The 24,325-nt window shown below is 72.4% G+C and carries 16 protein-coding genes; 10 read left to right on the top strand and 6 right to left on the bottom strand.

Features of this window, described 5'->3' with window-relative positions:
• Window positions 1-47: 47 nt before the first annotated feature.
• From ACWD4O_RS03730 to ACWD4O_RS03720, 3 genes are all read right to left on the bottom strand, one after another.
• Entirely contained in the window at window positions 48-1,610 is a 1,563-nt protein-coding gene (locus ACWD4O_RS03730) for an alpha/beta hydrolase (RefSeq protein ID WP_451277081.1), read from the bottom strand.
• 138 nt (window positions 1,611-1,748) lie between these two features.
• On the bottom strand, window positions 1,749-3,293 hold the full coding sequence (locus ACWD4O_RS03725; protein ID WP_451277079.1) for an alpha/beta fold hydrolase: 1,545 nt from the start codon (window positions 3,291-3,293) through the stop codon (window positions 1,749-1,751).
• Window positions 3,294-3,365: 72 nt separating this feature from the next.
• Window positions 3,366-6,053, bottom strand: a complete 2,688-nt coding sequence (locus ACWD4O_RS03720; RefSeq protein ID WP_451277077.1) for a lysylphosphatidylglycerol synthase domain-containing protein — start codon at window positions 6,051-6,053, stop codon at window positions 3,366-3,368.
• 186 nt (window positions 6,054-6,239) lie between these two features.
• Between ACWD4O_RS03720 and ACWD4O_RS03715 the strand changes: the two genes are divergently transcribed.
• From ACWD4O_RS03715 to nudC, 5 genes are all read left to right on the top strand, one after another.
• On the top strand, window positions 6,240-6,647 hold the full coding sequence (locus ACWD4O_RS03715; RefSeq protein WP_451277075.1) for an MGMT family protein: 408 nt from the start codon (window positions 6,240-6,242) through the stop codon (window positions 6,645-6,647).
• A gap of 332 nt (window positions 6,648-6,979) precedes the next feature.
• On the top strand, window positions 6,980-10,294 hold the full coding sequence (locus ACWD4O_RS03710) for an ATP-dependent helicase (RefSeq protein ID WP_451277073.1): 3,315 nt from the start codon (window positions 6,980-6,982) through the stop codon (window positions 10,292-10,294).
• Between the two features lie 118 nt (window positions 10,295-10,412).
• The gene (locus tag ACWD4O_RS03705; protein ID WP_451277071.1) at window positions 10,413-13,964 is read left to right on the top strand and encodes a UvrD-helicase domain-containing protein; all 3,552 of its coding nucleotides are present in this window, start codon (window positions 10,413-10,415) and stop codon (window positions 13,962-13,964) included.
• A 10-nt stretch (window positions 13,965-13,974) separates the two neighbouring features.
• On the top strand, window positions 13,975-15,387 hold the full coding sequence (locus ACWD4O_RS03700) for a dipeptidase (protein WP_451277069.1): 1,413 nt from the start codon (window positions 13,975-13,977) through the stop codon (window positions 15,385-15,387).
• A gap of 155 nt (window positions 15,388-15,542) precedes the next feature.
• A complete protein-coding gene (nudC, locus tag ACWD4O_RS03695) occupies window positions 15,543-16,487 on the top strand; it encodes an NAD(+) diphosphatase (RefSeq protein ID WP_451277067.1) in 945 nt (314 codons plus the stop codon).
• An 84-nt stretch (window positions 16,488-16,571) separates the two neighbouring features.
• Here the strand turns inward: nudC and ACWD4O_RS03690 are convergent, their stop codons facing one another.
• Complete coding sequence (locus ACWD4O_RS03690) at window positions 16,572-16,814, bottom strand: mycoredoxin (protein ID WP_450948919.1); 243 nt, start codon at window positions 16,812-16,814, stop codon at window positions 16,572-16,574.
• A gap of 116 nt (window positions 16,815-16,930) precedes the next feature.
• On the opposite strand from ACWD4O_RS03690, the gene ACWD4O_RS03685 reads away from it, so the two are divergent.
• The 4 genes from ACWD4O_RS03685 to ACWD4O_RS03670 all read left to right on the top strand — a co-directional run bounded on the left by ACWD4O_RS03685 (window position 16,931) and on the right by ACWD4O_RS03670 (window position 20,622).
• The gene (locus tag ACWD4O_RS03685; protein ID WP_451277065.1) at window positions 16,931-19,234 is read left to right on the top strand and encodes an ATP-dependent DNA helicase UvrD2; all 2,304 of its coding nucleotides are present in this window, start codon (window positions 16,931-16,933) and stop codon (window positions 19,232-19,234) included.
• 200 nt (window positions 19,235-19,434) lie between these two features.
• A complete protein-coding gene (locus tag ACWD4O_RS03680; RefSeq protein ID WP_451277063.1) occupies window positions 19,435-19,752 on the top strand; it encodes a hypothetical protein in 318 nt (105 codons plus the stop codon).
• 178 nt (window positions 19,753-19,930) lie between these two features.
• Window positions 19,931-20,299: a WhiB family transcriptional regulator gene (locus ACWD4O_RS03675; RefSeq protein WP_030038270.1), complete on the top strand. Its 369-nt coding sequence runs from the start codon at window positions 19,931-19,933 to the stop codon at window positions 20,297-20,299.
• Complete coding sequence (locus ACWD4O_RS03670) at window positions 20,296-20,622, top strand: hypothetical protein (protein WP_351903101.1); 327 nt, start codon at window positions 20,296-20,298, stop codon at window positions 20,620-20,622. The genes ACWD4O_RS03675 and ACWD4O_RS03670 overlap by 4 nt, the downstream gene beginning before the upstream one ends.
• A gap of 270 nt (window positions 20,623-20,892) precedes the next feature.
• On the opposite strand, the gene ACWD4O_RS03665 is transcribed toward ACWD4O_RS03670, so the two are convergent.
• On the bottom strand, window positions 20,893-22,272 hold the full coding sequence (locus ACWD4O_RS03665; RefSeq protein ID WP_451277060.1) for an ABC1 kinase family protein: 1,380 nt from the start codon (window positions 22,270-22,272) through the stop codon (window positions 20,893-20,895).
• The gene (locus ACWD4O_RS03660) at window positions 22,265-23,479 is read right to left on the bottom strand and encodes a TOMM precursor leader peptide-binding protein (RefSeq protein ID WP_451277058.1); all 1,215 of its coding nucleotides are present in this window, start codon (window positions 23,477-23,479) and stop codon (window positions 22,265-22,267) included. Before ACWD4O_RS03660 ends, ACWD4O_RS03665 begins: the two co-directional genes overlap by 8 nt.
• A 241-nt stretch (window positions 23,480-23,720) precedes the next feature.
• On the opposite strand from ACWD4O_RS03660, the gene ACWD4O_RS03655 reads away from it, so the two are divergent.
• Window positions 23,721-24,317: a M48 metallopeptidase family protein gene (locus tag ACWD4O_RS03655; protein WP_451277056.1), complete on the top strand. Its 597-nt coding sequence runs from the start codon at window positions 23,721-23,723 to the stop codon at window positions 24,315-24,317.
• Window positions 24,318-24,325: the final 8 nt, after the last annotated feature.

Here is a 24,325-nt window from a genome sequence, read left to right as displayed (position 1 = left end):
TCGGCGGGGGCTTCGCGTACCACGAGTGCGCGAAGCCCCCGCCGTCGTCATGAGCAGACCGTGCCGTCCTTCGGCACCGTCCCCTTCAGCAGGTAGTCGTCCACCGCCGAGTCGACGCAGGAGCTCCCGCTCCCGTACGCACCGTGCCCCTCGCCCTTCCAGGTGAGCAGTACCCCGACGCCCTTGCCGAGCTCGTCCGCCATCTTCCGCGCACCCTCGTACGGCGTCGCCGGGTCCCCGGTGTTGCCGACCAGCAGGATCGGCGCCGCGCCCGCCGCGCTCACCTCCGGGGTGTCGTACTGCCCGGCCACCGGCCAGTCGTGGCACCAGCCGGCCGTGTCCCAGCCCAGGAAGTCCCCGAACACCGGCGAGATCTGCTCGAACTCCGGCAGCAGCTTCTTCGTGGCCTCCGCGGTCGGCCGCTGCTTGTCGTCCAAGCACGATATGACCCGTTGGGAGTGGGTCGTCGTGCCGTAGTGCCCCGAGGTGTCCCGCTCGTTGTAGCCGTCGGCGAGCCCCAGCAGCTCCGAGCCGTCCCCGTCCTCCGCCGACTCCAGAGCGCTGGTCAGGCTGGGCCAGCTCGCCTTGCTGTACAGCGGCAGGACGATGCCGGTGACCGCGAGCGTCTGTGTCAGCTTCCGTCCGTCCGACGTGGACAGCGGCTTGCTGTCGAGCCCGTCCAGCAGGGCCGCGATCTTCTTGCTGCCCGCCTCGGGATCCTCGCCCGTCGCCTTGAGGTAGTCGTCGAGCGCCCGCTGGAAGCCGCGTGCCTGGTTCTGCGCGTGGCCCACCGAGTCGGCGCTCGGGTCGACGACCGCGTCGAGGATCAGCCGCCCCACGTTCTTCGGGAACAAGTGGGCGTACACGCCGCCCAGTTCGGTGCCGTAGGAGATGCCGAAGTAGTGCATCTTCGTGTCGCCGAGGACCTGGCGCATCAGGTCCATGTCGCGGGCGGTGTCGGTCGTCGACACATGGGCCATCAGCTTGCCCGCGGCCTTCTCACAGCCCTTGCCGAAGTCGGTGGCGTCCTGGAGGTACGCCTGCTCCTCCGCCGGGGTGTCCGGGGTGGAGTCGAGGGACTCGGCGGACTGGATCTCCTTGTCGCTGCGGCAGCGGACGCCCTCGCTGGCGCCGACCCCGCGCGGATCCCAGCTCACCAGGTCGTAGCTCTCGCGCAGTGAGGAGAACGTCGAGCCGTACGCGGGCAGCGTGGAGACGCCCGAGCCGCCGGGGCCGCCGAAGTTGAACAGCAGCGAGCCGGCCCGCTTGCTTCCGTCGGCGCTGGACTTGGTGCGCACCAGGGCAAGACCGATCGTGTTGCCGTCCGGCTTCGACCAGTCCAGCGGCACCTTCAGCGTCGCGCACTGCCAGTCGCTGCCCGGCGCCGCGGAGTCCGAAGTGCCCTTGCAGCGACCCCAGTCGAGCTTCTGCCCGGTCAGCGAGGCGGGCAGGGCCGCCGTCGTGGCCGTCGCCCCGGAGGAGTCGGTCGAGGGTCGTGCGTCGGCCGAGGCGCCCTTGCCGTCCTCGCCGCCGTCCGACCCGCCGCTGCAGCCTGCCACCAGCAGCGCGGCGGCGGCACCCAACACCGTCCACCGTACGAATCGCACCATGTGCACTTCCCCCCTCGCAGGCCGTCCGCACTCGGCGGCGAACGGCTGTCAGGCCATACTAGGCGGCTGGCGACTCGACCGTCGGGGCCTGTGGATAACCTTTTGACCTGCGGGTTTTCCGGGAATTCGGGTCGGATGTCAGGAGCAGACGGTCCCGGCGGCGGGCACCTTGCCGCTCAGCAGATAGCCGTTCACCGCCGCCTGCACGCACTTGCTCCCGCTGCCGTACGCACCGTGCCCCTGCCCCTTGTACGTCAGCTCGACCCCGACCCCGCGGCCCAGCGCTGCCACCATCTTCCGCGCCCCCGCGTACGGGGTGGCCGGGTCGCCGGTGTTGCCCACGACCAGGATCGGCGCCGACCCGGGCGCGCTCACGTCCGGATGGTCGGCGGCGCCCGGCACGGCCCAGTCGGTGCAACCGACCATGCCCCAGGCCAGAAAGTCCCCGAACAGGCTGGAGGCGGCCCGGAACTCGGGCAGCTTCTCCTCCACGTAGGCGGTGGAGTGACGCGCCTTGTCGTCGGAGCAGTTGATGGAGACGTTGGCAGCCGCGATGTTGCTGTACGCGCCGTTCTGACTGCGGCCGTTCATCAGGTCGGACAGCAGCATCAGAATCCTGCCGTCCCCGGCGTAGGCCTGCACCAGGCCCTCGGTGAGGTACTCCCAGAAGTCCTGCGAGTACAGGGCCTGCGCGATGCCGTTGGTGGCGGCGCTCTGGGTCAGCGGGCGCGGGAAGACGCCCGGGATCGGCTTGCCGTCGAGGTCGGTCAGGAGCCGGGCGATCCGGTCCTTCACGTCCTGCGCGGTGTCTCCGACGGGGCAGTCCTCCGTCTTGGACGTGCAGTCCTCGGCGAAGTTGTCGAGCGCGAGCTGGAAGCCCTTGGCCTGCGCGAGCGAGCCCTGCTCGGACGTCTGCGTCGGGTCGACGACCGCGTCGAAGACGGCCCGCCCCACCTTCTTCGGGAACAAGTGGGCGTACACGCCGCCCAGTTCGGTGCCGTAGGAGATGCCGAAGTAGTACAGCCTGTCGTCGCCGAGGACCTGGCGCATCAGGTCCATGTCGCGGGCCGCGTCGGTGGTCCGCACATGCGGCAGCACCTTCCTGGAGTTCTTCTCGCAGGCCGCGTTGAAGTCCTCGGTGTTGTCCAGCAGGGCGGTGCGCTCGCGGGCGTCGTCGGGCGTGGCGTCCTGCTGGAAGTACGCGTCGAGCTGCTGGTCGTTCTCGCACCGCACACCGGCGCTGCGGCCGACTCCGCGCGGGTCGAAGCTCACCAGGTCGTAGCGGGTGCGCAGCGCCGCGTACTCGTCGCCGAAGGCGGGCAGCGTGGCGACGCCCGAGCCGCCGGGGCCGCCGAAGTTGAAGACCAGCGAGCCGATCCGGCTGCTCTCGTCGCCGCTGCTCCGGGCCCGGATCAGCGCGATGCCGATGGTGTCGCCCTCGGGGTCGTCCCAGTCGAGGGGCGCCTTCAGCGTGGCGCACTGCCACTGGTCGCCGTTCGGCAGCGGGGACGGGGCGCTGCCGCCGCCCTCCGCCTGGGAGGGGGCCGGGCAGTCCTTCCAGCCGAGCTGCTGCGCCGTCAGTTCCTCGGCCTGCGAGTCGTCTCCGCAGCCCGTCACCAGGGAGGACAGCAACAGGGCGGTGACGGTCAGGGCGGCGGCGCGCAGGCGGGAGGGGTTCGGCATGATCCCATCCTGCGGTCGCGTGCGGGCACGCGCGCGGGGCGCGGGCCGTACGAGGTACGGGCGCGCGACCTCCTACAGCGCGCCCTTGCGGCTCAGGTGGTTGAAGGCCAGCCAGCCCGGCAGCACCGGCAGCCACAGCGTCAGCAGACGGAAGAGCAGCACCGCGGGAGCGGCGACCTCCTTGGGCAGGCCCACCGCGATCAGACCGACCGTCAGAGTCGCCTCGACGGCACCGACTCCGCCCGGGGTCGGGGCGGCGGAGCCGAGCGCGTTGCCGGCGAGGAAGACCACGGCGACGCTGGCGATGCTCAGCGAGGTCGTCTCGTCGCCGAAGGCGCGGATGGAGGCGTCGAGGCACATCACGAAGCAGGCGGTGAGCAGCAGCATGCCGCCGATGCCGGTGACCAGCTTCTGCGGCCGCTGGAGCACGTCCAGCATGCGCGGCACGACGCCCGCGAACAGCGAGCGCACGCGCGTGGAGACGAATTTGCGCAGGAACGGCACCGAGGTCACCACGAGCACGAGCACCGCCACCGTGAGCAGACCCGCGATGACCGTGCGGGACGGCGACAGCGACGGCGTCTTCTCGGTGCCGGTCAGATAGCCGAACGACAGCAGCATCACGATGTGGCAGCCGAGCCCGAACAGCTGCGAGGCGCCGACGCTGGCCACCGCGAGACCGGGCCGCACCCCCGCCCGCTGCAGGAAGCGCGTGTTGAGGGCGACCCCGCCGACCGCGGCCGGGGCCACGATCTTCACGAAGGACCCGGCGACCTGCGCGGCCACGGTCCGCGGGAACGGCACCCGCTCCGGCACGAACCCCAGCAGGCTCATCGCCGCGGCGACGTAGCTCAACGCCGAGAACACGACGGCCGCGGCGACCCAGCCCCATTCGGCGTTGGCGACGAGCGGACCGAACTCGATGTGGGTGAGCTGCGTCAGCAGGAAGTACGCGCCGATGGCGCCGGCGATCAAGCTCATCAGGGTGCGCGGCCGTACCCGCTCCAGCCGGGCGGGCTCGACCGGCGCCTGGGGCCGGATCAGCAGCACCTCGTGCCGGATCTGCGTCAGCAGATCCTCCTCGCGTGCCTCCTCCAGCGCGTCGTCGATGGCCCGCTTCTCGGCCCGTGCCTCCGCGCGCACGGTCTTCTTGTCGGGCTTCTCGAGGGCGACGGTCCCGGTGTCGTTCCCGGTCGACTCCAGCCGAGCCTGCTTGGCCTGCTGGGAGGCTTCCAGCACCGCCTCGCGTTCCCGCTGGGCACGCTCGCGTGCCAGCCGGCGCAGCGTCGCGCGCGTGGAGCGGGTCAGCGCGATGGGCTGGAGCATCGGCAGACAGTCCGCGACCGCGTCCGGTCCCAGCACGTCGACCGCGGAGGCCACCGCGCGTTCGGCGCCCACCAGCAGGCCGAGCGTCGTCACCAGCTGGGCCACGTCCATGCGCAGCAGCAGGTCGCCGGCCGCGATCTCGCCGCCGCGCAGGTCGGTGAGGATCACCGTGCCGGAACGATCCACCAGAATCGCGTCCCCCGCGAGCCGGCGGTGCGCGATGCGCCGCGACTGCAGGGCCTGCACCTGGTGCCAGGTGTTGCGCAGCAGCTCGTCGGTGATCTCGTCGTCCGCCAGTGAGTCGAGGGTGCGGCCACCGGTGTGCTCGTAGACGAGCATCACCGCGTCGGGACCGAGCTCGGAGGTCGCGATCAGCTTGGGCGCGTTGGCGCCGGCCGCGATGGCCGCGTACGCGAGCAGCGCCTCCTGCTCCAGCGCCTGGCGCAGCGACTGCAGGCTGCTGCGGGTGGCGAAGCCGCGCAGGGTCAGATTGCGCCACGCGCGGTAGAAGAACCCCTGGGCCTGCTGTTCCCGGTCGACGACCGTGACGTCCAGCGGTGGACCGTCCTCCAGGGTGACGAAGTAGCGTCTGCCCCGGTCGCTCTCCGCCGCGTCCGCCCCCTCCTCGCGGGCCGCGCTCACCGGGTGGAACCCGACGTGCCGCAGGCCCGCCATCAGCGTCCGTCCCGTGGGACGCACGTTCGGCGAGCCGACCGCGTAGAGCGTGCCGTACGCCACCGTCCAGCCGATCAGGACGGTGAGGATGATCGAGAACGGCGTCGTGTAGCCGGTGACGAGCATCGAGAAGGCGTCCAGGAGCAGCACGATCCACAGCACCGAGCGCCAGCGCGGCCGACGGGACATGCCGACGGCCGTCATGTACGCGATGACGGGCGCCAGGTAGCCGTGCACCGGATCGGTGAGGGCGTGGATGTCACCGGGGGAGGGCTGGGTGAGCGCCTCCTGGATCGAGTTCGGCGCGGCCTTGGCGACCCACAGGTCGGTGGCGAGGGTCACACCGTGTGCGAGGACCGCCGCGAGCACGCCGTCGGCGATGCGCAGTCCGTCCCGCTTGATCAGCCGCTCGATGGCGAACGCGACAGGGACCAGCAGGATCGCGATGCTGGAGGCCAGCCCCGCGATCTTGATGAGGAGATCGGGGGCCTGTCCGGTGCCCTTGTTGATGTCCTGTTCGAGGCCCGAGGTCGTCCCGTGTGCGAAGGCGGCGATGCCCAGGAGCAGGATGACGGCGAGCACCCCGACCAGCAGCCGCATGAGGTCGGAGGGGCGGTGCACGCGCGCGGGGAGCAGTGGCTCGTCGCCCTCGACCTCGTCGATGCGCGCCTCTTCCCGTGGCTCTTCGGCGGTGTCAGGGCGCGACGCAGCGTCAGAGGTGCCTTCCGCGTCCTCAGGATGCACGCCCTGCTGCTTCATCGTCTCTTCTTGATCTCGTATCACCGGTCACCGCCTGCACGATGGTGGCATGCCCCACCGACACACGGGGGCATCAGGGTGCAAACGCGGGGGCGCACAGTCTGCCTGAAGCACCGCCCGGGAGCGAGGGTCACACAGGGTCGTGGACCCGTCGCATTGTCGGTGCGGTGGGGCAGGATGGGGCGGATGAGCGAGCAGAGCCTTCCGGACGACGCCCGACCGGAGTACCCAGACGCCCGCCCGGAGCACACCGAGGCGCTGCCGGAGTACGCCGAGCGGGTCCTCGAGGTCGCGGAGCTGATCCCGCCCGGGCGCGTCATGACGTACGGGGACGTCGCGGAGTGGCTGGAGGAGGGCGGGCCCAGGCAGGTCGGCCGGGTGATGGCCCTCTACGGGGGCGCCGTCCCGTGGTGGCGTGTCGTGCGCGCGGACGGGGTGCTGCTCCCGGGTCACGAGCTGCGGGCGCTCGACCGCTACCGGGCCGAGGGCACGCCTCTGAAGCAGGCGAGCAGGTCCGCCGAGGGGCATGTGCCCCGCCTCGACATCAAGCGGGCGAGGTGGGACGGCGGCGAACGCGCGGAAGGTCACACCTGAGGTCACATCCGACAGCTTTCGCCATCGGACGGAATCGGGGGGATCTTGCTGCCCGTTCGGGGGAACGGTGGCAAACGGGGCACGTCGGTGGCATGGCGTACGTTCGAGGGGCGAGGGACGTGCGTGGCATACGGGCCGGGAGGGCTGCGAGGGTCTTGAGGGCATCACGTGCCGCGAGTGCCCTGAGCGCCTCAAGGGAAGAACCGGAAGCAATCCTTCCGGGCCGCCCGTCGGCGTAGCGTCGGCCGCACGCGTCCCTCTCATCCCGCGGTCACCGCTCTCCCGAAGCGGCGCTCCGTCAACCAGCACACCCACCAGGACCGGCGAACCACGTGAGCTCCTCTTCCTCCACCAGGCGCCTGTCGCACCCCCAGGGGCGACAGGGGAACCGTGGCGCTTACCGACTGGTCCGTACCCCGCCGGCCCGGCCGGATCCCCCTCGTCTGGACGCCGCACAGCGCTCCGTGGTTGACCACGGCGCCGGCCCGTTGCTCGTCCTCGCCGGCCCGGGCACCGGAAAGACCACCACGCTCGTCGAGTCCGTGGCGGCCCGGATCGCCCGCGGGGGCGACCCCGCGCGCATCCTGGTGCTCACGTTCAGCCGTAAGGCGGCCGTCGAGCTGCGGGACCGGATGGCACAGCGCATGGGCGCCGCCCGCGCCCCCCAGGCGACCACCTTCCACTCGTACTGCTACGCCCTGGTCCGCGCCCACCAGGACGCCGACCTGTTCGTGGAGCCCCTGCGGCTGCTGTCCGGCCCCGAACAGGACGTGGCCGTCCGCGAGCTGCTCGCCGGCCAGCTCGACCTGCAACGGCTCGGCCTCGCGCACGTGCGCTGGCCCGACGAACTGCGCGCCTGCCTCACCACCCGGGGCTTCGCCGACGAGGTCCGCGCGGTGCTGGCCCGCAGCCGCGAACTGGGCCTCGACCCCGCGTCCCTGGACGCCTTCGCACACCGCATCGGCCGCCCCGACTGGCGCGCCGCGGCCGCCTTCCTCGCCGAGTACCTCGACGTGCTCGACCTGCACGGCGTGATCGACTACGCGGAACTCGTCCACCGCGCGGTCCTCCTCGCCCACCGCCCCGAGATCGCCGAGCGGCTCGCCGCGCAGTACGACGCCGTGTTCGTCGACGAGTACCAGGACACCGATCCGGCCCAGGTGCGGCTGCTGCACGCCCTCGCCGGCCGCGGCCGCACCCTGGTCGCGTTCGGCGACCCCGACCAGTCGATCTACACCTTCCGGGGCGCCGACGTGAACGGCATCCTGGACTTCCCCGGGGCCTTCCCCCGCCCCGACGGCCGTCCCGCCCCCGTCGAGGTCCTGCGCACCTCCCGCCGCTCCGGAGCGGCCCTCCTGGCCGCCACCCGGCTGGTGACCCAGCGGATGCCGCTGACCCGCCTGCCGGCCCAGAAGGTCCGCGCCCACCGCGAACTGGCCGCCGCACGCGACGGCGGCCGGGTCGAGGTCTACACGTACCCGACCGCTGGCACCGAACTGGACAACGTCGCCGACATCCTGCGCCGCGCCCACCTGGAGGACGGCGTGCCCTGGAGCGAGATGGCCGTCCTGGTCCGCGCCGGCTCCCGCACCATCCCCACGGTCCGCCGCGCCCTCACCGCCGCCGGCATCCCCCTCGACATCGACGGCGACGACCTCCCCCTGCGCCACGAACCGGCGGTGGCGCCCCTGCTGTCGGCCCTGCGGGCGGTCGCGACGGCGGAGGCCTCGGCACCGCCGACGGCCGATCAGGACACCGAGGGCGCGGACGCCTGCTGGCTCGACGTCGAAACCGCCCTCGCCCTTCTCGCCTCCCCCCTCGCCGGCATGGACGCCGCCGATCTGCGCCGCCTCGGACGCGCCCTGCGCGAGGAGGAGCGCGCCGCGGGCAACGCGCTGCCGCCGCCCTCCGACGAGCTGCTCGCGCGCGCCCTGGCCGAGCCGGAGCGGCTGGTCACCCATGACCCGACGTACGCGCGCGGCGCCCAGCGCCTCGGCGCGCTGCTGGCGACGGCCCGCGCGCGGCTCGCGGGCGGCGGTACGGCCGAAGAGGCGCTGTGGGACCTCTGGGACGGCACGCCCTGGCCCGCGCGCCTGGAGCGGGCCGCCCGGCGCGGCGGCGCGGCCGGCCGCAACGCCGACCGGGACCTGGACGCCGTGTGCGCGCTGTTCGCCACCGCCGCGCGCGCGGAGGAGCGCACCGGCGGCCGGGGCGCGCTGAACTTCCTGGCCGAGATCGAGGCCGAGGACATCGCCGCCGACACCCTCACCGGGCGTGCCGTGCGCCCCGACGCCGTGCGCCTGATGACCGCCCACCGCGCGAAGGGCCTGGAATGGGGCCTGGTCGTCATGGCCGGCGTCCAGGAGGGCCTGTGGCCGGACCTGCGCCGCCGCGGCTCCCTCCTGGAGGCCGACCGCATCGGCCGCGACGGGCTCGCCGAGCCGCTCACCCCGGGAGCGCTGCTCGCCGAGGAACGCCGCCTCTTCTACGTGGGAGCCACACGCGCGCGTGAGCGACTCGTCGTCACCGCCGTCAAGGCGCCCGCCGACGACGGCGACCAGCCCTCCCGATTCCTGACCGAACTAGGCGTCGAACCCAAGGACGTCACAGGACGCCCGCGCCGCCCCCTGTCGGTCGCCGCACTGGTCGCCGAACTGCGCGCCACGACGGTCGACCCGCGCGCCTCCGCCACGCTCCGGGAGGCCGCCGCCCACCGCCTCGCCCGGCTGGCCGCGCTCGCCGACGAGGAGGGCAGGCCCCTGGTGCCGTCCGCCCACCCGTACCGCTGGTGGGGCATGTTCGAGCCGACCGAGAGCAAGGTGCCGCTGCGCAACCGCGACCAGCCCGTCGTGCTCTCCGGCAGCGCCCTGGACCAGCTCGCCAACACCTGCGCCCTGCAGTGGTTCCTGGGGCGCGAGGTGAAGGCCGACGCCCCCGCCACCGCCGCCCAGGGCTTCGGCAACGTGGTGCACGTCCTCGCAGACGAGGTCGCCTCCGGGCACACCCCGGCCGACCTCGACGTCCTCATGGAGCGCCTCGACTCCGTGTGGAACGCCCTCGCCTTCGACGCGCCCTGGAAGTCCACGCAGGAGAAAGCGCACGCACGCGTGGCGCTCGAACGCTTCCTGCAGTGGCATGTGATGGACCGCGCGGGCCGCACGCCGGTCGCCAGCGAGCACGACTTCGACGTCACCCTCGAAGCGGGCGACTACGAGGTGCGCGTCCGCGGCCAGATGGACCGCGTCGAGGCGGACGGCGACGGCCGCGCCTATGTCGTCGACTTCAAGACGGGCAAGCAGACGCCGACCGCCCGCGAGGTGGAACGCCACCCCCAGCTCGCCGTCTACCAGCTCGCCGTCCGCGAGGGCGCCGTCGACGAGGCGTTCGACGGCGTACGACCCGCACCCGGCGGCGCCGAACTCGTCCAGCTGCGCCAGGGCGCCGCCAAGAAGGACGGCGGCGACACCGTGCCCAAGGTGCAGGCACAGGAGGCGCTCGACGGGGAGTGGGTCGGCGAGCTCCTCGCCACGGCGGCCGGCAAGGTCCTCGACGAACGGTTCACCCCGACCGCCGGCCAGCAGTGCACCCACTGCGCGTTCCGCGCCTCGTGCAGCGCCCGGCCCGAAGGACGGCACGTGGTCGACTGACGGGTCGTCCGCCCGGCACGCGTGTGACGGACCGCACCAACCGTACTGACCTGCGCTTCTCCCGGTCGGGGCGGGCGATTTGTCATCGACTGTCAGTGCCCGCCGCTAGCCTCTCACCATGCCCGCCCGTATCGACGATCCCGAGCAGCTCAAGGAGCTCCTCGGGATCCCCTTCACCCCGGAGCAGACGGCCTGCATCATCGCGCCGCCCGCCCCGCAGGTGATCGTGGCCGGAGCCGGGTCGGGCAAGACGACGGTGATGGCCGCGCGCGTGGTGTGGCTGGTCGGCACCGGCCAGGTCGCCCCCGAACAGGTCCTCGGCCTGACCTTCACCAACAAGGCCGCCGGCGAACTCGCCGAACGCGTCCGCAAGGCACTGATCAGGGCAGGCGTCACCGACCCCGACCTCATCGACCCCGACCGTCCGCCGGGCGAGCCGGTGATCTCCACCTACCACGCCTTCGCGGGCCGCCTCCTGACCGACCACGGCCTGCGCATCGGCCTGGAGCCGACGGCCCGGCTGCTCGCCGACGCCACCCGCTACCAGCTTGCCGCGCGCGTGCTGCGCGAGGCCCCCGGCCCCTACCCGTCGCTCACCCGCTCCTTCGCCGACCTGATCAGCGACCTCCTCGCACTCGACGCCGAACTCGCCGAACACCTCGTCCGCCCCGAGGAACTGCGCGCGTGGGACGCCGGACTGCTGCACACCCTGGAGGGCGCCAAGCTCACCAACGCCGACCTGCGCAAGGTGCCCGAGACGGCCGCCGCCCGGCGCGAACTGACCGACCTGGTGCTGCGCTACCGGGCCGCCAAACGCGAGCGCGACCTGCTGGACTTCGGCGACCAGATCGCGCTCGCGGCGCAGCTCGCCCAGGTTCCCGAGGTGGGCCCGCTCCTGCGCGACGAGTTCCGCGTGGTCCTGCTCGACGAGTACCAGGACACGTCGGTGGCCCAGCGCATCCTCCTCGCCGGCCTGTTCGGCGGCGGCACCGGCCACCCCGTGACCGCCGTCGGCGACCCCTGCCAGGCCATCTACGGCTGGCGCGGCGCCTCGGTCGCCAACCTCGACGACTTCCCCGAGCACTTCGCGCACACCGACGGAAGCAGGGCGCGGCGCCAGTCGCTCAGCGAGAACCGGCGCAGCGGAGGCCGCCTCCTGGACCTCGCCAACGGCCTCGCCGAGCCCCTGCGCGCCATGCACGCGGGCGTGGAAGCCCTCCGACCGGCACCTGGCGCCGAACGCGACGGAGTGGTCCGCTGCGCCCTCCTGGCCACCCACGCCGAGGAGATGGACTGGATCGCCGACTCCGTCGCCCACCTCGTGCGCACCGGCACGGCGCCCGGTGAGATCGCCGTCCTGTGCCGCACGGCCACCGACTTCGCGGAGATCCAGGGCGCGCTGGTCGCCCGGGACGTCCCCGTCGAGGTGGTGGGCCTGTCCGGGCTCCTGCACCTGCCCGAGGTCGCCGACCTCGTCGCCGTCTGCGAGGTCCTCCAGGACCCCGGCGCCAACGCCTCCCTGGTCCGGCTGCTCACCGGCCCGCGCTGGCGCATCGGCCCACGCGACCTCGCCCTCCTCGGCCGCCGGGCCCGGCTGCTCGTCGGCCACGCCCGCGCGGGCGGCGACGACGACCCGGACCGCCGCCTCGCCGAGGCCGTCGAGGGGGTCGACCCGTCCGAGGTGATCTCGCTCGCCGACGCCCTCGACACCTTCCTGGAGACACCGCTGTACGGCGACGGCGGCGCCGCGGGCGACGACGGGCTGCCCTTCTCGCCGGACGCGCGCGTGCGGTTCGCGCGGCTCGCCACCGAACTGCGCGACCTGCGCCGCTCCTTGGCCGACCCCCTGATGGACGTCCTGCACCGCGTCCTCGCCGTCACCGGCCTCGAGGTCGAACTGTCGGCGTCCCCGCACGCCCTGGCCGCCCGTCGCCGCGAGACCCTGTCCAACTTCCTCGACATCGCCGCGTCCTTCGCCGCCCACGAGAGCGAGGCGAGCCTGCTGGCCTTCCTCGGCTTCCTGCGCACCGCCGCCCAGTACGAGAAGGGCCTCGACAACGCTCTGCCCGGCGGCGAGAACACCGTCAAGGTGCTCACCGCGCACAGGTCCAAGGGCCTCGAGTGGGACGTCGTCGTCGTCCCCGGCCTGGTCACCGGCACGTTCCCCAGCGGTCAGGGCCGCGAGAAGTGGACCGCGCAGGCCAAGGTGCTGCCGCACGGACTGCGCGGCGACGCCGACACGCTCCCCGACCTCGACTCCTGGGACGCACGGGGCATGAAGGCCTTCCACGAGGCCATGAAGGACCACCAGCACACCGAGGAACTCCGCCTCGGCTACGTCGCCTTCACCCGCCCCCGGTCCCTGCTCCTCGGCTCCGGCCACTGGTGGGGCCCCACCCAGAAGAAGCCCCGCGGCCCGTCCGACTTCCTGCACGCCCTCTACGACCACTGCGCGGCCGGACACGGCGAGATCGAGGCCTGGGCGGACGAGCCGGCGGAGGACGCGGAGAACCCTGCCCTGCACCGGGCGACGGTCGACCAGGTCTGGCCGCTCCCCCTGGACGACGCCGCCCTGGCCCGCCGCCGCGCCGCCGCCGAGACCGTCCTCGCCCACCTGGAGGCCCTCGCCTCGCCCGCGGACGGCCGCCCCGGCGCCACCCACGACCCGGACACCTACGACGACCCGGACTGGCCCCCGCCATCCGACGAGGACCAGGACGAGCCGCCCTACGACGAGTCCGACCCCTTCGAGTCCGACCCGTTCGACGATGCGCCGTTCGACGATGCGTCTCTCGACGACGTGTCGTTCGACGACGCCCCTCCCGAAGCCCGCCCCGCCGTGCCCCACCAGGGCACGGCCCCCGAGGTTCCCGTCACCCGCCCGCGCGGGAACCGCCTCACCCCCGAGGAAGCCCGCGCCGTCACCTCCTGGGACCGCGACCTCGACGCACTCGCCGGAGAGCTCCTGCGCGCCCGCCAGAGCGTCACGGAGGTCCCCCTGCCGACGACCCTGACCGCCTCGCAGGTGATGCGGCTGGCCGAAGACCCGGACGGTCTCGCACAGGAACTCGCGCGCCCCATGCCGCGCCCCCCACAACCGGCCGCGCGCCGGGGCACCCGGTTCCACGCATGGGTGGAGGCCCGCTTCGAGGAATTGACGCTCCCCCTGCTGGGACCGGACGAGCTGCCCGGGGACGACGACGTCGAGATCGCCGACGAGCGCGACCTGGAAGCCCTCAAGGACGCCTTCGAGCGCACCGAGTACGCCCACCGCACGCCCTACCGGGTCGAGGCCCCGTTCCAGCTCGCCCTCGCCGGACGCGTCGTACGGGGCCGTATCGACGCCGTCTACAAGGAGGGCGACGGAGCCTCGGCGACCTACGACATCGTCGACTGGAAGACCCACCGCGCCCGCACCGCCGACCCCCTCCAGCTCGCCCTGTACCGGCTCGCCTGGGCCGAGCAGCAGGGGGTGCCCGTGGAATCCGTCACAGCGGCGTTCCTTTATGTACGCACCGGCGACGTCGTACGACCGGAGGGTCTGCCCGATCGTGCCGCGCTGGAGCGCCTGTTGACCGGGGAAGAGAGCGCCGACGGCGACCGCGACGGACCGGCCGCGCAAGTAAACCCTGCGCAAGGGCCCGGCCAGGATGTCGGCGCGGGCCGATAGGCTCGTGACCATGAGCCATCCCGTTGACAGTGCCGTCAGCGCCGTCCGCACGTACATCGAGCAGCACCGCGCCGCCTTTCTCGACAACCTCTGCGAGTGGCTGCGCATCCCGTCGGTGTCGGCGCAGCCCGACCACGCCCCCGACGTCCGGCGCAGCGCGGACTGGCTCGCCGCCAAGCTCAAGGAGACGGGCTTCCCGACCGTCGAGGTCTGGCACACCCCGGGCGCACCGGCCGTCTACGCCGAGTGGCCCTCCGACGATCCCGAGGCGCCCACCGTCCTGGTCTACGGCCACCACGACGTGCAGCCCGCCGCCCGTGAGGACGGCTGGGACACCGACCCCTTCGAGCCCGTCGTCCACGGAAACCGCCTCCACGCGCGCGGGGCGGCCGACGACAAGGGCCAGGTCTTCTTCCACACCCTGGGCGTCCGAGCCCACCTCGCAGCCACCGGCCGCCCCGCCCCGGCCGTCCGTCTCAAGCTGCTGATCGAGGGCGAGGAGGAGTCCAGCTCCCCGAACTTCCGCGCCCTGGTCGAGGAGCGCAGCGAGCGGCTCGCCGCGGACGCCGTGATCGTCTCCGACACCGGCATGTGGTCCGAGGACACCCCCACGGTGTGCACCGGCATGCGCGGGCTCGCCGAGTGCGAGATCCGACTCTTCGGCCCCGACCAGGACATCCACTCGGGCTCCTTCGGCGGCGCGGTGCCCAACCCGGCCACCGCGGTCGCCCGCCTCGTGGCGGCCCTGCACGACGAACACGCACGCGTGGCCGTGCCCGGCTTCTACGACGGCATCGTCGAACTCACCGAACGCGAGCGCGAGCTCTTCGCCGAGCTGCCCTTCGACGAGGACCGGTGGCTGCGCACCGCCAGGTCGCACGCCACCCACGGCGAGGCCGGACACACCACCCTGGAGCGCATCTGGGCCCGCCCCACCGCCGAGGTCAACGGCATCGGCGGCGGCTACCAGGGCCCCGGCAGCAAGACGATCGTCCCGTCCTCGGCGTTCGTGAAGCTCTCGTTCCGGCTCGTCGCCGGCCAGGATCCCGAGCACGTGGAGAAGGCCGTCCGCGCCTGGGCCGCCGAGCAGCTGCCCGCCGGGATCCGGCACGAGATCACGTTCAGCCCGGCCACGCGCCCGTGTCTGACCCCGCTGGACCACCCCGCCCTGCAGTCCGTGGTCCGCGCCATGGGCCGAGCCTTCGAAGGGCCCGTCCGCTTCACCCGCGAGGGCGGCTCGGGACCCGCCGCCGACCTGCAGGAAGTCCTCGGCGCCCCGGTGCTCTTCCTCGGCATCTCCGTCCCGTCGGACGGCTGGCACGCGCCGAACGAGAAGGTCGAGCTGGATCTCCTCCTCAAGGGCGTCGAGACCACCGCGTACCTCTGGGGCGACCTCGCCGAGAGCTGGCGTCATGCGCCCTGACACCCCCGATCGGTCCGGAGGGGACACGCGCGCGGGGCACACTGGACAGACCGCCCCGCACCGCGACACCGCACCGGAACCGGTCGTCCTCTGCCGTACGTCCCGCTGAACCGCCCGCCGAAACAACCGTTCCACCGGGGGAGTTGGAAGTACCCGTGACCACCTGGACCGACCAGAACGCCGATCGACCCATCTCGCTGACCGCACCGAGCGGCCTCGACCGGGCCGCCCACCACCGGCTCGACGAGGCATGGCTCGCCGCGGCGTGGAGCCACCCGACTACGCGTTGCTTCGTCGTCTCCGGCGGCCAGGTCCTCATCGACGAGACGTCCGACGGCCGCACCGAACTCGTCATGACGCCGTCCTTCGAGGCCCCCCTCACCGAGGCACACCGCTACTTCCTGGGGACCGACGACGACGGCGTCAGCTATTTCGCCCTCCAGAAGGACACGCTGCCCGGCCGGATCGATCAGTCCGCGCGCTCGGCAGGGCTGCGCGAGGCGGGCCTGCTGTTGTCGCCCCGGGACGTGGGCCTGATGGTGCACGCGGTCGGCCTGGAGAACTGGCAGCGCACCCACCGCTTCTGCTCCCGCTGCGGCGAGCGCACGGTCATCGCGGCGGCCGGCCACATCCGCCGCTGCCCCGCCTGCGGCGCCGAGCACTATCCGCGCACCGACCCCGCGGTGATCATGGCGGTGACCGACGACGAGGACCGCATCCTCCTCGGCCGCCAGGTCCACTGGCCCGAGGGGCGCTTCTCCACCCTCGCCGGTTTCGTGGAGCCCGGTGAGTCCATCGAGCAGTCCGTGCGCCGCGAGGTCTTCGAAGAGGCCGGCATCACCGTCGGCCAGGTCGAGTACATCGCCAGCCAGCCCTGGCCGTTCCCGTCCAGCCTCATGCTGGGCTTCATGGCCCGCGCCACCTCCACCGACATCGACGTCGACGGCGACGAGATCCACGAGGCCCGCTGGTTCTCCCGCGACGAACTCGGCGCCGCCTTCGAGTCCGGCGAGGTGCTGCCGCCCTACGGCATCTCCATCGCGGCCCGGCTGATCGAACTCTGGTACGGCAAGCCGCTGCCGACCCGCACCTTCATCTGACCCGGCGCACACAGATCTGACCCGGCGCATACAGAAGGGCGGCCCCCGCAACTGGGGGCCGCCCTTCTCCGGGTGCGCCTACGCCTACGCGCCGACCTTCTGCTTCACCTGGGCCAGCGACGGGTTCGTCAGCGTCGAGCCGTCCGGGAACAGCACGGTCGGCACCGTCTGGTTTCCGCCATTCGCCTTCTCCACGAACGCCGCGGACTCCGGGTCCTGCTCGATGTTGATCTCGGTGTACGCGATGCCCTCGCGGTCCATCTGCTTCTTCAGCCGCTGGCAGTAGCCGCACCACGTGGTGCTGTACATCGTCACAGTGCCCAGCATGTCTCTTGTGCTCCTTCGGCGGGTCCGGGGGTCGAGCGGTCAGGTGGTCGCAGAGGGAGAACGTACTTGAAAGGGCCACCATTCCCGGGACGCCCCCGAGGAGCGAACGGCCGGAGGTGACGTCCGCCGCATTAGTACGACTGCAAGGGCCCGCCTGTGGACAACCGTCCCGCCCGTCTCCGCCGACCTGGCAGCATGGCCATGTGACAGCAGCAACGCACTCCCCCCTCTTCCCGCAGGCACCGGACTCGGCCGACGCGGTGCTCGACGGGCTCGACCCCGAGCAGCGCGAGGTGGCCACCGCCCTGCGCGGTCCGGTGTGTGTGCTGGCGGGAGCCGGTACCGGCAAGACCCGGGCGATCACCCACCGCATCGCCTACGGTGTGCGCGCCGGCATCCTGCACCCCTCGAGCGTGCTCGCCGTCACCTTCACCAACCGTGCCGCCGGGGAGATGCGGGGCCGCCTGCGTCAGCTCGGGGCCCAGGGCGTGCAGGCCCGCACCTTCCACTCCGCGGCCCTGCGGCAGCTCCAGTACTTCTGGCCGAAAGCGATCGGTGGCACCCTGCCCCGGCTCGTCGACCGCAAGTTCCAGCTCGTCTCCGATGCGGCCGCCGCCTGCCGCCTCCGTCTCGACCGGGGCGAGCTGCGGGACGCGATCGCGGAGATCGAGTGGTCCAAGGTCACCCAGACCGTCCCCGCCGACTACGCGCTGGCAGCCGCCAAGGCGGGCCGCGAGATCCCCCGCGCTCCCGCCGAGATCGCCCAGCTCTACGCCGCCTACGAGGACCTCAAGCGGGAGCGCGCCGTCATCGACTTCGAGGACGTCCTGCTGCTGACCGTCGCCGTCCTGCAGGACCGGCACGACATCGCCGAGCAGGTCCGCGCCCAGTACCAGCACTTCGTGGTCGACGAGTACCAGGACGTCAGCCCTCTCCAGCAGCGCCTGCTGGAGCTGTGGCTCGGCGACCGGGACGACCTGTGCGTGGTCGGGGACGCCAGCCAGACGATCTACTCCTTCACCGGAGCCACCCCCGACCACCTCCTCGACTTCCGCACCCGCCACCCCGGCGCCACGGTCGTCAAGCTGGTCCGCGACTACCGCTCCACCCCCCAGGTCGTCCACCTGGCCAACGGCCTGCTCTCCCAGGCCCGCGGCCGGGCCGCGGACCACCGCCTCGAACTGGTCTCCCAGCGCAGCCCCGGGCCCGAGCCCGGCTACGCCGACTACACCGACGAGCCCGCCGAGGCCGAGGGCGCGGCCCGCCGCATCCGCGAGCTGCTCGGCGCGGGCGTCCCGGCCGCGGAGATCGCCATCCTGTTCCGCACCAACGCGCAGTCGGAGACCTACGAACAGGCCCTCGCCGACCTCGGCATCCCCTACCAGCTGCGGGGCGCCGAGCGCTTCTTCGACCGCCCCGAGGTGCGCAAGGCGATCGCCGCACTGCGCGCCGCCGCCCGCTTCGGCGGCAACGACACGCTCCTCGAAGACACCGTCGACCTGCCTTCCCAGGTGCGTGCCGTCCTCTCCGGCGAGGGCTGGACCTCGCAGCCGCCGGCCGGCTCCGGAGCCGTCAGAGAGCGCTGGGAGTCGCTGGCCGCGCTGGTCAATCTCGCGCAGGACTTCACCGCCGCCCAGCCCGGCGCGACCCTCGCCGACCTGGTCACCGAGCTTGACGAACGGGCGAACGCCCAGCACGCCCCGACCGTCCAGGGCGTCACGCTGGCCTCCCTGCACTCGGCCAAGGGCCTGGAGTGGGATGTCGTCTTCCTGGTCGGCGTCGCCGAGGGCATGATGCCGATCAGCTACGCCAAGACCGACGAACAGATCGAGGAGGAGCGCCGCCTCCTCTATGTCGGGGTCACCCGGGCCCGTGAGCGCCTCCATGTCTCCTGGGCGCTCTCCCGCTCGCCCGGCGGTCGCGCGAGTCGCCGTCCCAGCCGCTTCCTCGACGGCCTGCGCCCCGGTTCCGGCACCGCCGGCAGCCGCGGCGGCACCGGCAGCGCCGGAGGCGCCGGAGGCATCGAGCGCGGATTCACCGGGGCCGCCGCGGTCGGCGGCGGTGCCGCGCCGCGCCGGACCCAGCGCACCCCGGCCCGCTGCCGGGTCTGCGGGCGCACCCTCACCGACGCCGGCGAGATAAAGCTGATGCGCTGCGAGGACTGCCCCTCCGACATGGACGAGGGGCTCTACGAACGGCTGCGGGACTGGCGGGCGGTGCAGGCGCAGCGCGTCGGCCAGCCCGCGTTCTGCGTCTTCACCGACAAGACGCTGATGGCGATCGCCGAGACCGTCCCCGAGGAGGAGGGCGAGCTCGCGCGGATCCCCGGGGTCGGCATGCGCAAGCTCAACCGTTACGGAGCCGACGTCCTGGCCATCTGCGCAGGCCACGACGTCGGAGGGGACGACGAGAAGGAGTGACGGGGGACTGACGGGGGACTGACGGAGGACTGATCCGAACTCGTCGAAAAAATAGTTTGCGCATGCCCCAGCAATCCCCATAGGTTCTTAGACACGGGAACGGCGGCCTTCTCGAAGGCCCTGATTCCGTGCTGTACTTGCATATCCGACGGACTGGGTTCACCCCCGGTCCCCCGAGACGCCGAGAGGAGGCGATTCCAGTGATCATCACCAACAGCAGCTCCACCGCGAAACTGAACGATCGCTCGATCGTCTCCGCGTGCACGCTCGGCACCTCGGTCCTGGGCACCGGTCTGTCCGGCATTCGTGCCGACCGGTCGGCGTCCTCCTCCGCTGCTCCCGCGGGTCTTCCCGTCCGCGAGCGCAATGAGCGACCGACTGAGGCACTGGAAGCAGTAAAGGCAGAGGAACTGACCTATGCCTTTACGGCAGCCGGTGCCGGAAGCCGGAAGCAGACGACGCAGCACCACCTGATGTGGGCCTTCCGTGGGCCAGAACCCTGGAGTGATCCAGCCTGATCGACTCAGGCCGGCGCCTTCAGGGCCGCGGAACCCCACCCGGGATCCGCGGCCCTTCTGTTTTCCCCGAAACAACGGGGACGACGGAGCGAAGGGGCCTCGGGACAAGAAAAGAACCCGGTACCCAGCCGACAACCGGTCCCACAGGGCCGGACCGACCAGACGAGGAAGACGAACCGTGCAACTCGAAGCGCACGCCCCGTCCGTACCGCCTTCCGAAACGATCCCCCCGCCCGGCCTCACGGAGGACTCCACCTTGACCCCGCTCACGGCGCTCACCGCGCTCGACGACGCCATCGAGAACCTCGGCGTACCCGTCCCCTGCCGTTCCTATGACCCGGAGGTCTTCTTCGCCGAGTCGCCGGCCGACGTCGAGTACGCCAAGTCCCTCTGCCGTACCTGCCCGCTGGTCGAGGCCTGCCTCGCCGGCGCCAAGGAGCGGCGCGAGCCCTGGGGCGTCTGGGGTGGCGAGCTGTTCGTCCAGGGTGTCGTCGTCGCCCGGAAGCGGCCGCGTGGTCGCCCGCGCAAGAACCCGGTCACGGCATGAACACCATCGCAGGAACGATCGACCGCCCCCTCACGCAAGACCCCAAGAAGCAGGCCCCGATGAAGCCGATCACCAGCGAGCCCGCAGGCTCCGCGACCGAAGACATCACCACCACCGGCGCGTACGACTCGCGCCAGAACAGGACACGGGAGATGCAACTCATCCCAGAAGCCCTGGCTCGTGCGCATATGCACGACCGACTGCAGGAGGCCGAGCGGGAACGTCGGGCCGTGCGCCTGGCGACCGCTCGCCGGATGCAGCGCCGGGCCGAGCGCGCCTCGATGCGTGCTCGCCGGGCGCTCGCCATCGCCGTGATGCAGTAACCACGCCCACCTGAAGCGGTGGCCTCCCGACAGGGGAGGCGAAGCTCTCCCCCGCGGGGGCCGGTCCGTCCGAACGGACCGGCCCCCGCGGTGCGTTGTCCGGGCGATCCTCCGCGGAGTGGTGGTGAGGTACGTCACAGTGCGGCGAGCAGGCAACTCACGCCTGCCAACTCACGGCTGCCCACTCACGCTTGCCCACTCACCCTTGCCAACTCGCGGCTGCCGGCTCAGGCTTGCCAACTCGCGGCTGCCGGTGTCACGCCTGCCCGCTCACGCCTCCGCCACCGACTCCTCCGCTTCCAGGGCCTCCAGCGCGTCCTCCGGGAGGAACCCGGGCAGCCACTCCTCCAACTCCTCGCGCAGCCGGACCGTCGCGCCGAGCTGGCACAGCACGCCGATGGTGCTCAGCGTCACCCGGTGTATCAGCAGGTAGGCAGGAGGCAGGTTGAGCTGCTTGCCCAACTGGTGGGCGGGGGAGCGGGGGTCGGCGATCCTCGCCGCCTGGCTGCGTATCCAGCCGCGGGTGAAGGTGAACTCCTCCACCTTCGCCGGCTCGATGATCGGCAGCAGGTAGTCGAGGACCGCGTCGGGATCCAGCTCGATGGAGTCCTTGACGAAGCCCTCGGTACAGAGGAGTTCGTAGACCGCCTCCGCCTCGCCGTCCAACGTCATGCGCAGGGACTCGCCGATCGGGTCCGGCAGGCCGCCCGGGAGCCGGTCCACCGTGCCGAAGTCCAGGACGCCCAGGCGCCAGTCGTCCTCGCCGTCCGGACCGCCGGGCAGCAGGCGGAAGTTGCCGGGGTGCGGGTCGGCGTGGAGCAGGCCGGTGCGGGCCGGGCCGGAGAAGAGGAAGCGGGACAGCAACTGGCCGGCGCGGTCGCGCTGTTCCCGGGTGCCGTCGGTGATCACCTCGGACAGGGGCACGCCGTCCATCCACTCGGTGACCAGGATCTGGTCGCACTGGTGGACGACCGCCGGGACCGCGAAGTCGGGATCGTCGGCGAACTCCTCCGCATGGGCGCGCTGGGCCTGCGCCTCGAGGCTGTAGTCGAGTTCCTCGGAGACCCGGTCCTTGAGCTCGGAGATCAGCGGCTTCACGTCCATGCCCGGGATGAGCGGGCCCAACAGCCGTGCGAAACGGCTGAGTTGGTTCAGATCCGACAGCAGTGCCTCACCGGCCCCCGGGTACTGGACCTTGACCGCGACCTCCCGGCCGTCGTGCCACACCGCCCGGTGCACCTGGCCGATCGAGGCCGCCGCGGCCGGCTTGTCGTCGAACTCCAGGAACAGCTCGGACCAGTCCTCGCCGAGCCGCTCCGCGAGCACGGAGTGCACCGTGCGGGTCGGCATCGGCGGCGCCGCGTCCTGAAGCTTGGTGAGGGCCGCCCGGTAGGGGCCGGCCACCTCCTCGGGGAGGGCGGACTCGAAGACGGACATGGCCTGCCCGAACTTCATCGCGCCCCCCTTCAGCTCGCCCAGCACCTTGAAGAGCTGATCGGCGGTGCGCTGCTGCAGCTCGCGGCTGACGATCTCCGCGGACTCGCCCACGATCCTCTTGCCCAGACCCCAGGTCGCCCGCCCGGCGAAGCCGAGCGGGAGCGCGGCGAGCTTGGCGGTCCGGGTGACCGCCTTCCGGGGAAGATCAGACATGCGCCCTCCAAGTCCCAGCCAGCCGCGCCGCGTCCGTCGTACGGCGAAACCCCTTCGAATGCCGTTGCTCCCCCATTGTCGCGTGCGATGCCTGGTCCTCGGAGGTGTGTTCCTGCTTACCTTTCTCCGCGGCCCCGCACAGACAGGCGGAGTGGGGCCATACCGGTCGCGCGTGCCACTGGAGAGTGGGGACGGAGACCTCCCAGCGGGCGCCCGCGCTCGACGGGGTCCGGCCGTCGAGGAAGGCGAGCGCGTGGGCCGCCGCCAGCCCGGCGACCGTCGTGGCCAGGGTCAGGTCGCAGGCGCGGGCCGCGCGCCGCTTCCCGGAGTGCCACTGGGCGACCAGCCGAGGCCAGGCCGGGTCCCGGTCGGTGCGGTCCTGCTGCAGACAACCGGCGCAGCCCGTCTCACCCGGCAGTACGAGCGGGCCGACCACGCCCGTGCCCTCCACGACCCCGGCGTAGAGATGCGGTGTGCCCGAGGCGATCAGCGGCTCCGCCGCAGAGGGAGCGGGCGCGTGCACCGACACGTCGTCGCGTGGGGCGATGATCACCAGGGAGTGGCCCGGGGTGTCCGTCCCGGCCGGTGATCCTGTCTTCCTGCGGGGCGGGCGGCCGGGGGCGGCGCGGCGCACGACGCGCCGAGCGGCCTCGTCCCGACGCTCGCCGACCGCCTCGGCGGGCAGGCCGCCCGGCGCCACGTCCGCAGGCTCCACCAGGCCGCCGTCCCGCACGTCCACCTCGCCCACTCCCGCTCCCGACAGCAACGCGGCCAGCACCGCGCCGACCCGGCCGGCGCCCCGTACCTGGACCCGCAGCCGGCCTCGGGCTGTCAGATGCTCCATCGCGTCGCCCGGTTCCGAGGTGATCAGGGACAGCGCGGCGAGATCCGGGCGCAGCCGGTCCATGACCTCCTTCTTCTCCCGCAGCGCGCAGGCCTCCGGCCCGCCGCCGCGCGCGTCGTCGAGCAGCCCGGCCCGTGCCAGCCGTTCCACCAGCCGGTCGACATGGCCGTCGGGCAGATCCATGCGGCGGCCCTCCTCGCGCAGGAGCGCGAGGCCGCGGGTGCCGTCCAGCAGATCGAGGAAGCTGCCCGTCGCCGTGTCTACCGGACCGAGTGTCAGCGCGTGCGCCGGTGTCATACCGAACTGCACCGTGTTGAGGTCACGCCAGCCGCGCCGCAGCGCGGGCTTCACCGTCGGATGCATCAAAGGCCCCCGTATGCCTGGAATCTCCCCGTCAGGTCGGCGGAGCGGGGGCGTGGGGTTGTCCTCGCTCCGCCGACGAGTGCCAGCATGCCCGGGACCGCTCGGGCGTGCCGAAAGTTGTCCACAGGCAACGGCGTTCGTCGTACAAATCCGTCGTACGAGGCAAAGGCGGCGGAGGAGATCGGAAGCGAACCGTCCCGGAGTCGGGACTTCCCCCGTGTGCAGCGGGTAACGTCGGGGCGTGTCCGCCGACCCACTGCACCGCGCCGGAAGCCCACAGCGCAGCGCGACGAGCCAGCCGCCGAGCGGCTCGGGGGCGAGCGCGATCGAGGTCCGCAGAAGCGCCCGTCGACGTCGGACGGTCTCCGCGTACCGCGAGGGCGATCGCACCATCGTGCTCATCCCTGCCCGGATGTCCGAGGCCGAGGAGCAACGCTGGGTGAGCGTCATGCTCGACAAGCTCGCCGCCCAGGAGAGTCGGCGGGTGCCCGGCGACGCCGAGTTGGCCGAGCGCGCGGAGCGGCTGTCGGCCCAGTGCTTCGGCGGCCGGGCCCGGCCCACCTCGGTCCGTTGGGTGACCAACCAGAACACCCGCTGGGGCTCGTGCACACCGGCCGAGGGCAGCATCCGTCTGTCGCACCGCCTCAAGGGCATGCCCGAGTACGTCATCGACTACGTCCTCGCCCATGAGCTCGCGCATCTGCTCGTGCCCGGCCACGGCCCCGACTTCTGGCGGCTCCTGGAGTCGTACCCGCGCACCGAGCGCGCCCGCGGCTACCTCGAGGGCGTCGTCGCGGCCGAACGGCTGCCCCACCTGCCCGGCGCGGGCGGGGAGTGACCTGCGGC

The sequence above is a fragment of the Streptomyces sp. NPDC002623 genome (assembly GCF_053592635.1).
This window is presented reverse-complemented; position numbering and strand designations above follow the sequence as displayed.

Coding starts and splice junctions, on each gene's coding strand:
- ACWD4O_RS03715 (WP_451277075.1), top strand. CDS start 6,240: ATGAGCGAGCAGAGCCTTCCGGACGACGCCCGACCGGAGTACCCAGAC.
- ACWD4O_RS03730 (WP_451277081.1), bottom strand. CDS start 1,610: ATGGTGCGATTCGTACGGTGGACGGTGTTGGGTGCCGCCGCCGCGCTG.
- ACWD4O_RS03670 (WP_351903101.1), top strand. CDS start 20,296: ATGAACACCATCGCAGGAACGATCGACCGCCCCCTCACGCAAGACCCC.
- ACWD4O_RS03705 (WP_451277071.1), top strand. CDS start 10,413: ATGCCCGCCCGTATCGACGATCCCGAGCAGCTCAAGGAGCTCCTCGGG.
- ACWD4O_RS03660 (WP_451277058.1), bottom strand. CDS start 23,479: ATGCATCCGACGGTGAAGCCCGCGCTGCGGCGCGGCTGGCGTGACCTC.
- ACWD4O_RS03690 (WP_450948919.1), bottom strand. CDS start 16,814: ATGCTGGGCACTGTGACGATGTACAGCACCACGTGGTGCGGCTACTGC.
- ACWD4O_RS03700 (WP_451277069.1), top strand. CDS start 13,975: ATGAGCCATCCCGTTGACAGTGCCGTCAGCGCCGTCCGCACGTACATC.
- ACWD4O_RS03720 (WP_451277077.1), bottom strand. CDS start 6,053: ATGAAGCAGCAGGGCGTGCATCCTGAGGACGCGGAAGGCACCTCTGAC.
- ACWD4O_RS03665 (WP_451277060.1), bottom strand. CDS start 22,272: ATGTCTGATCTTCCCCGGAAGGCGGTCACCCGGACCGCCAAGCTCGCC.
- ACWD4O_RS03725 (WP_451277079.1), bottom strand. CDS start 3,293: ATGCCGAACCCCTCCCGCCTGCGCGCCGCCGCCCTGACCGTCACCGCC.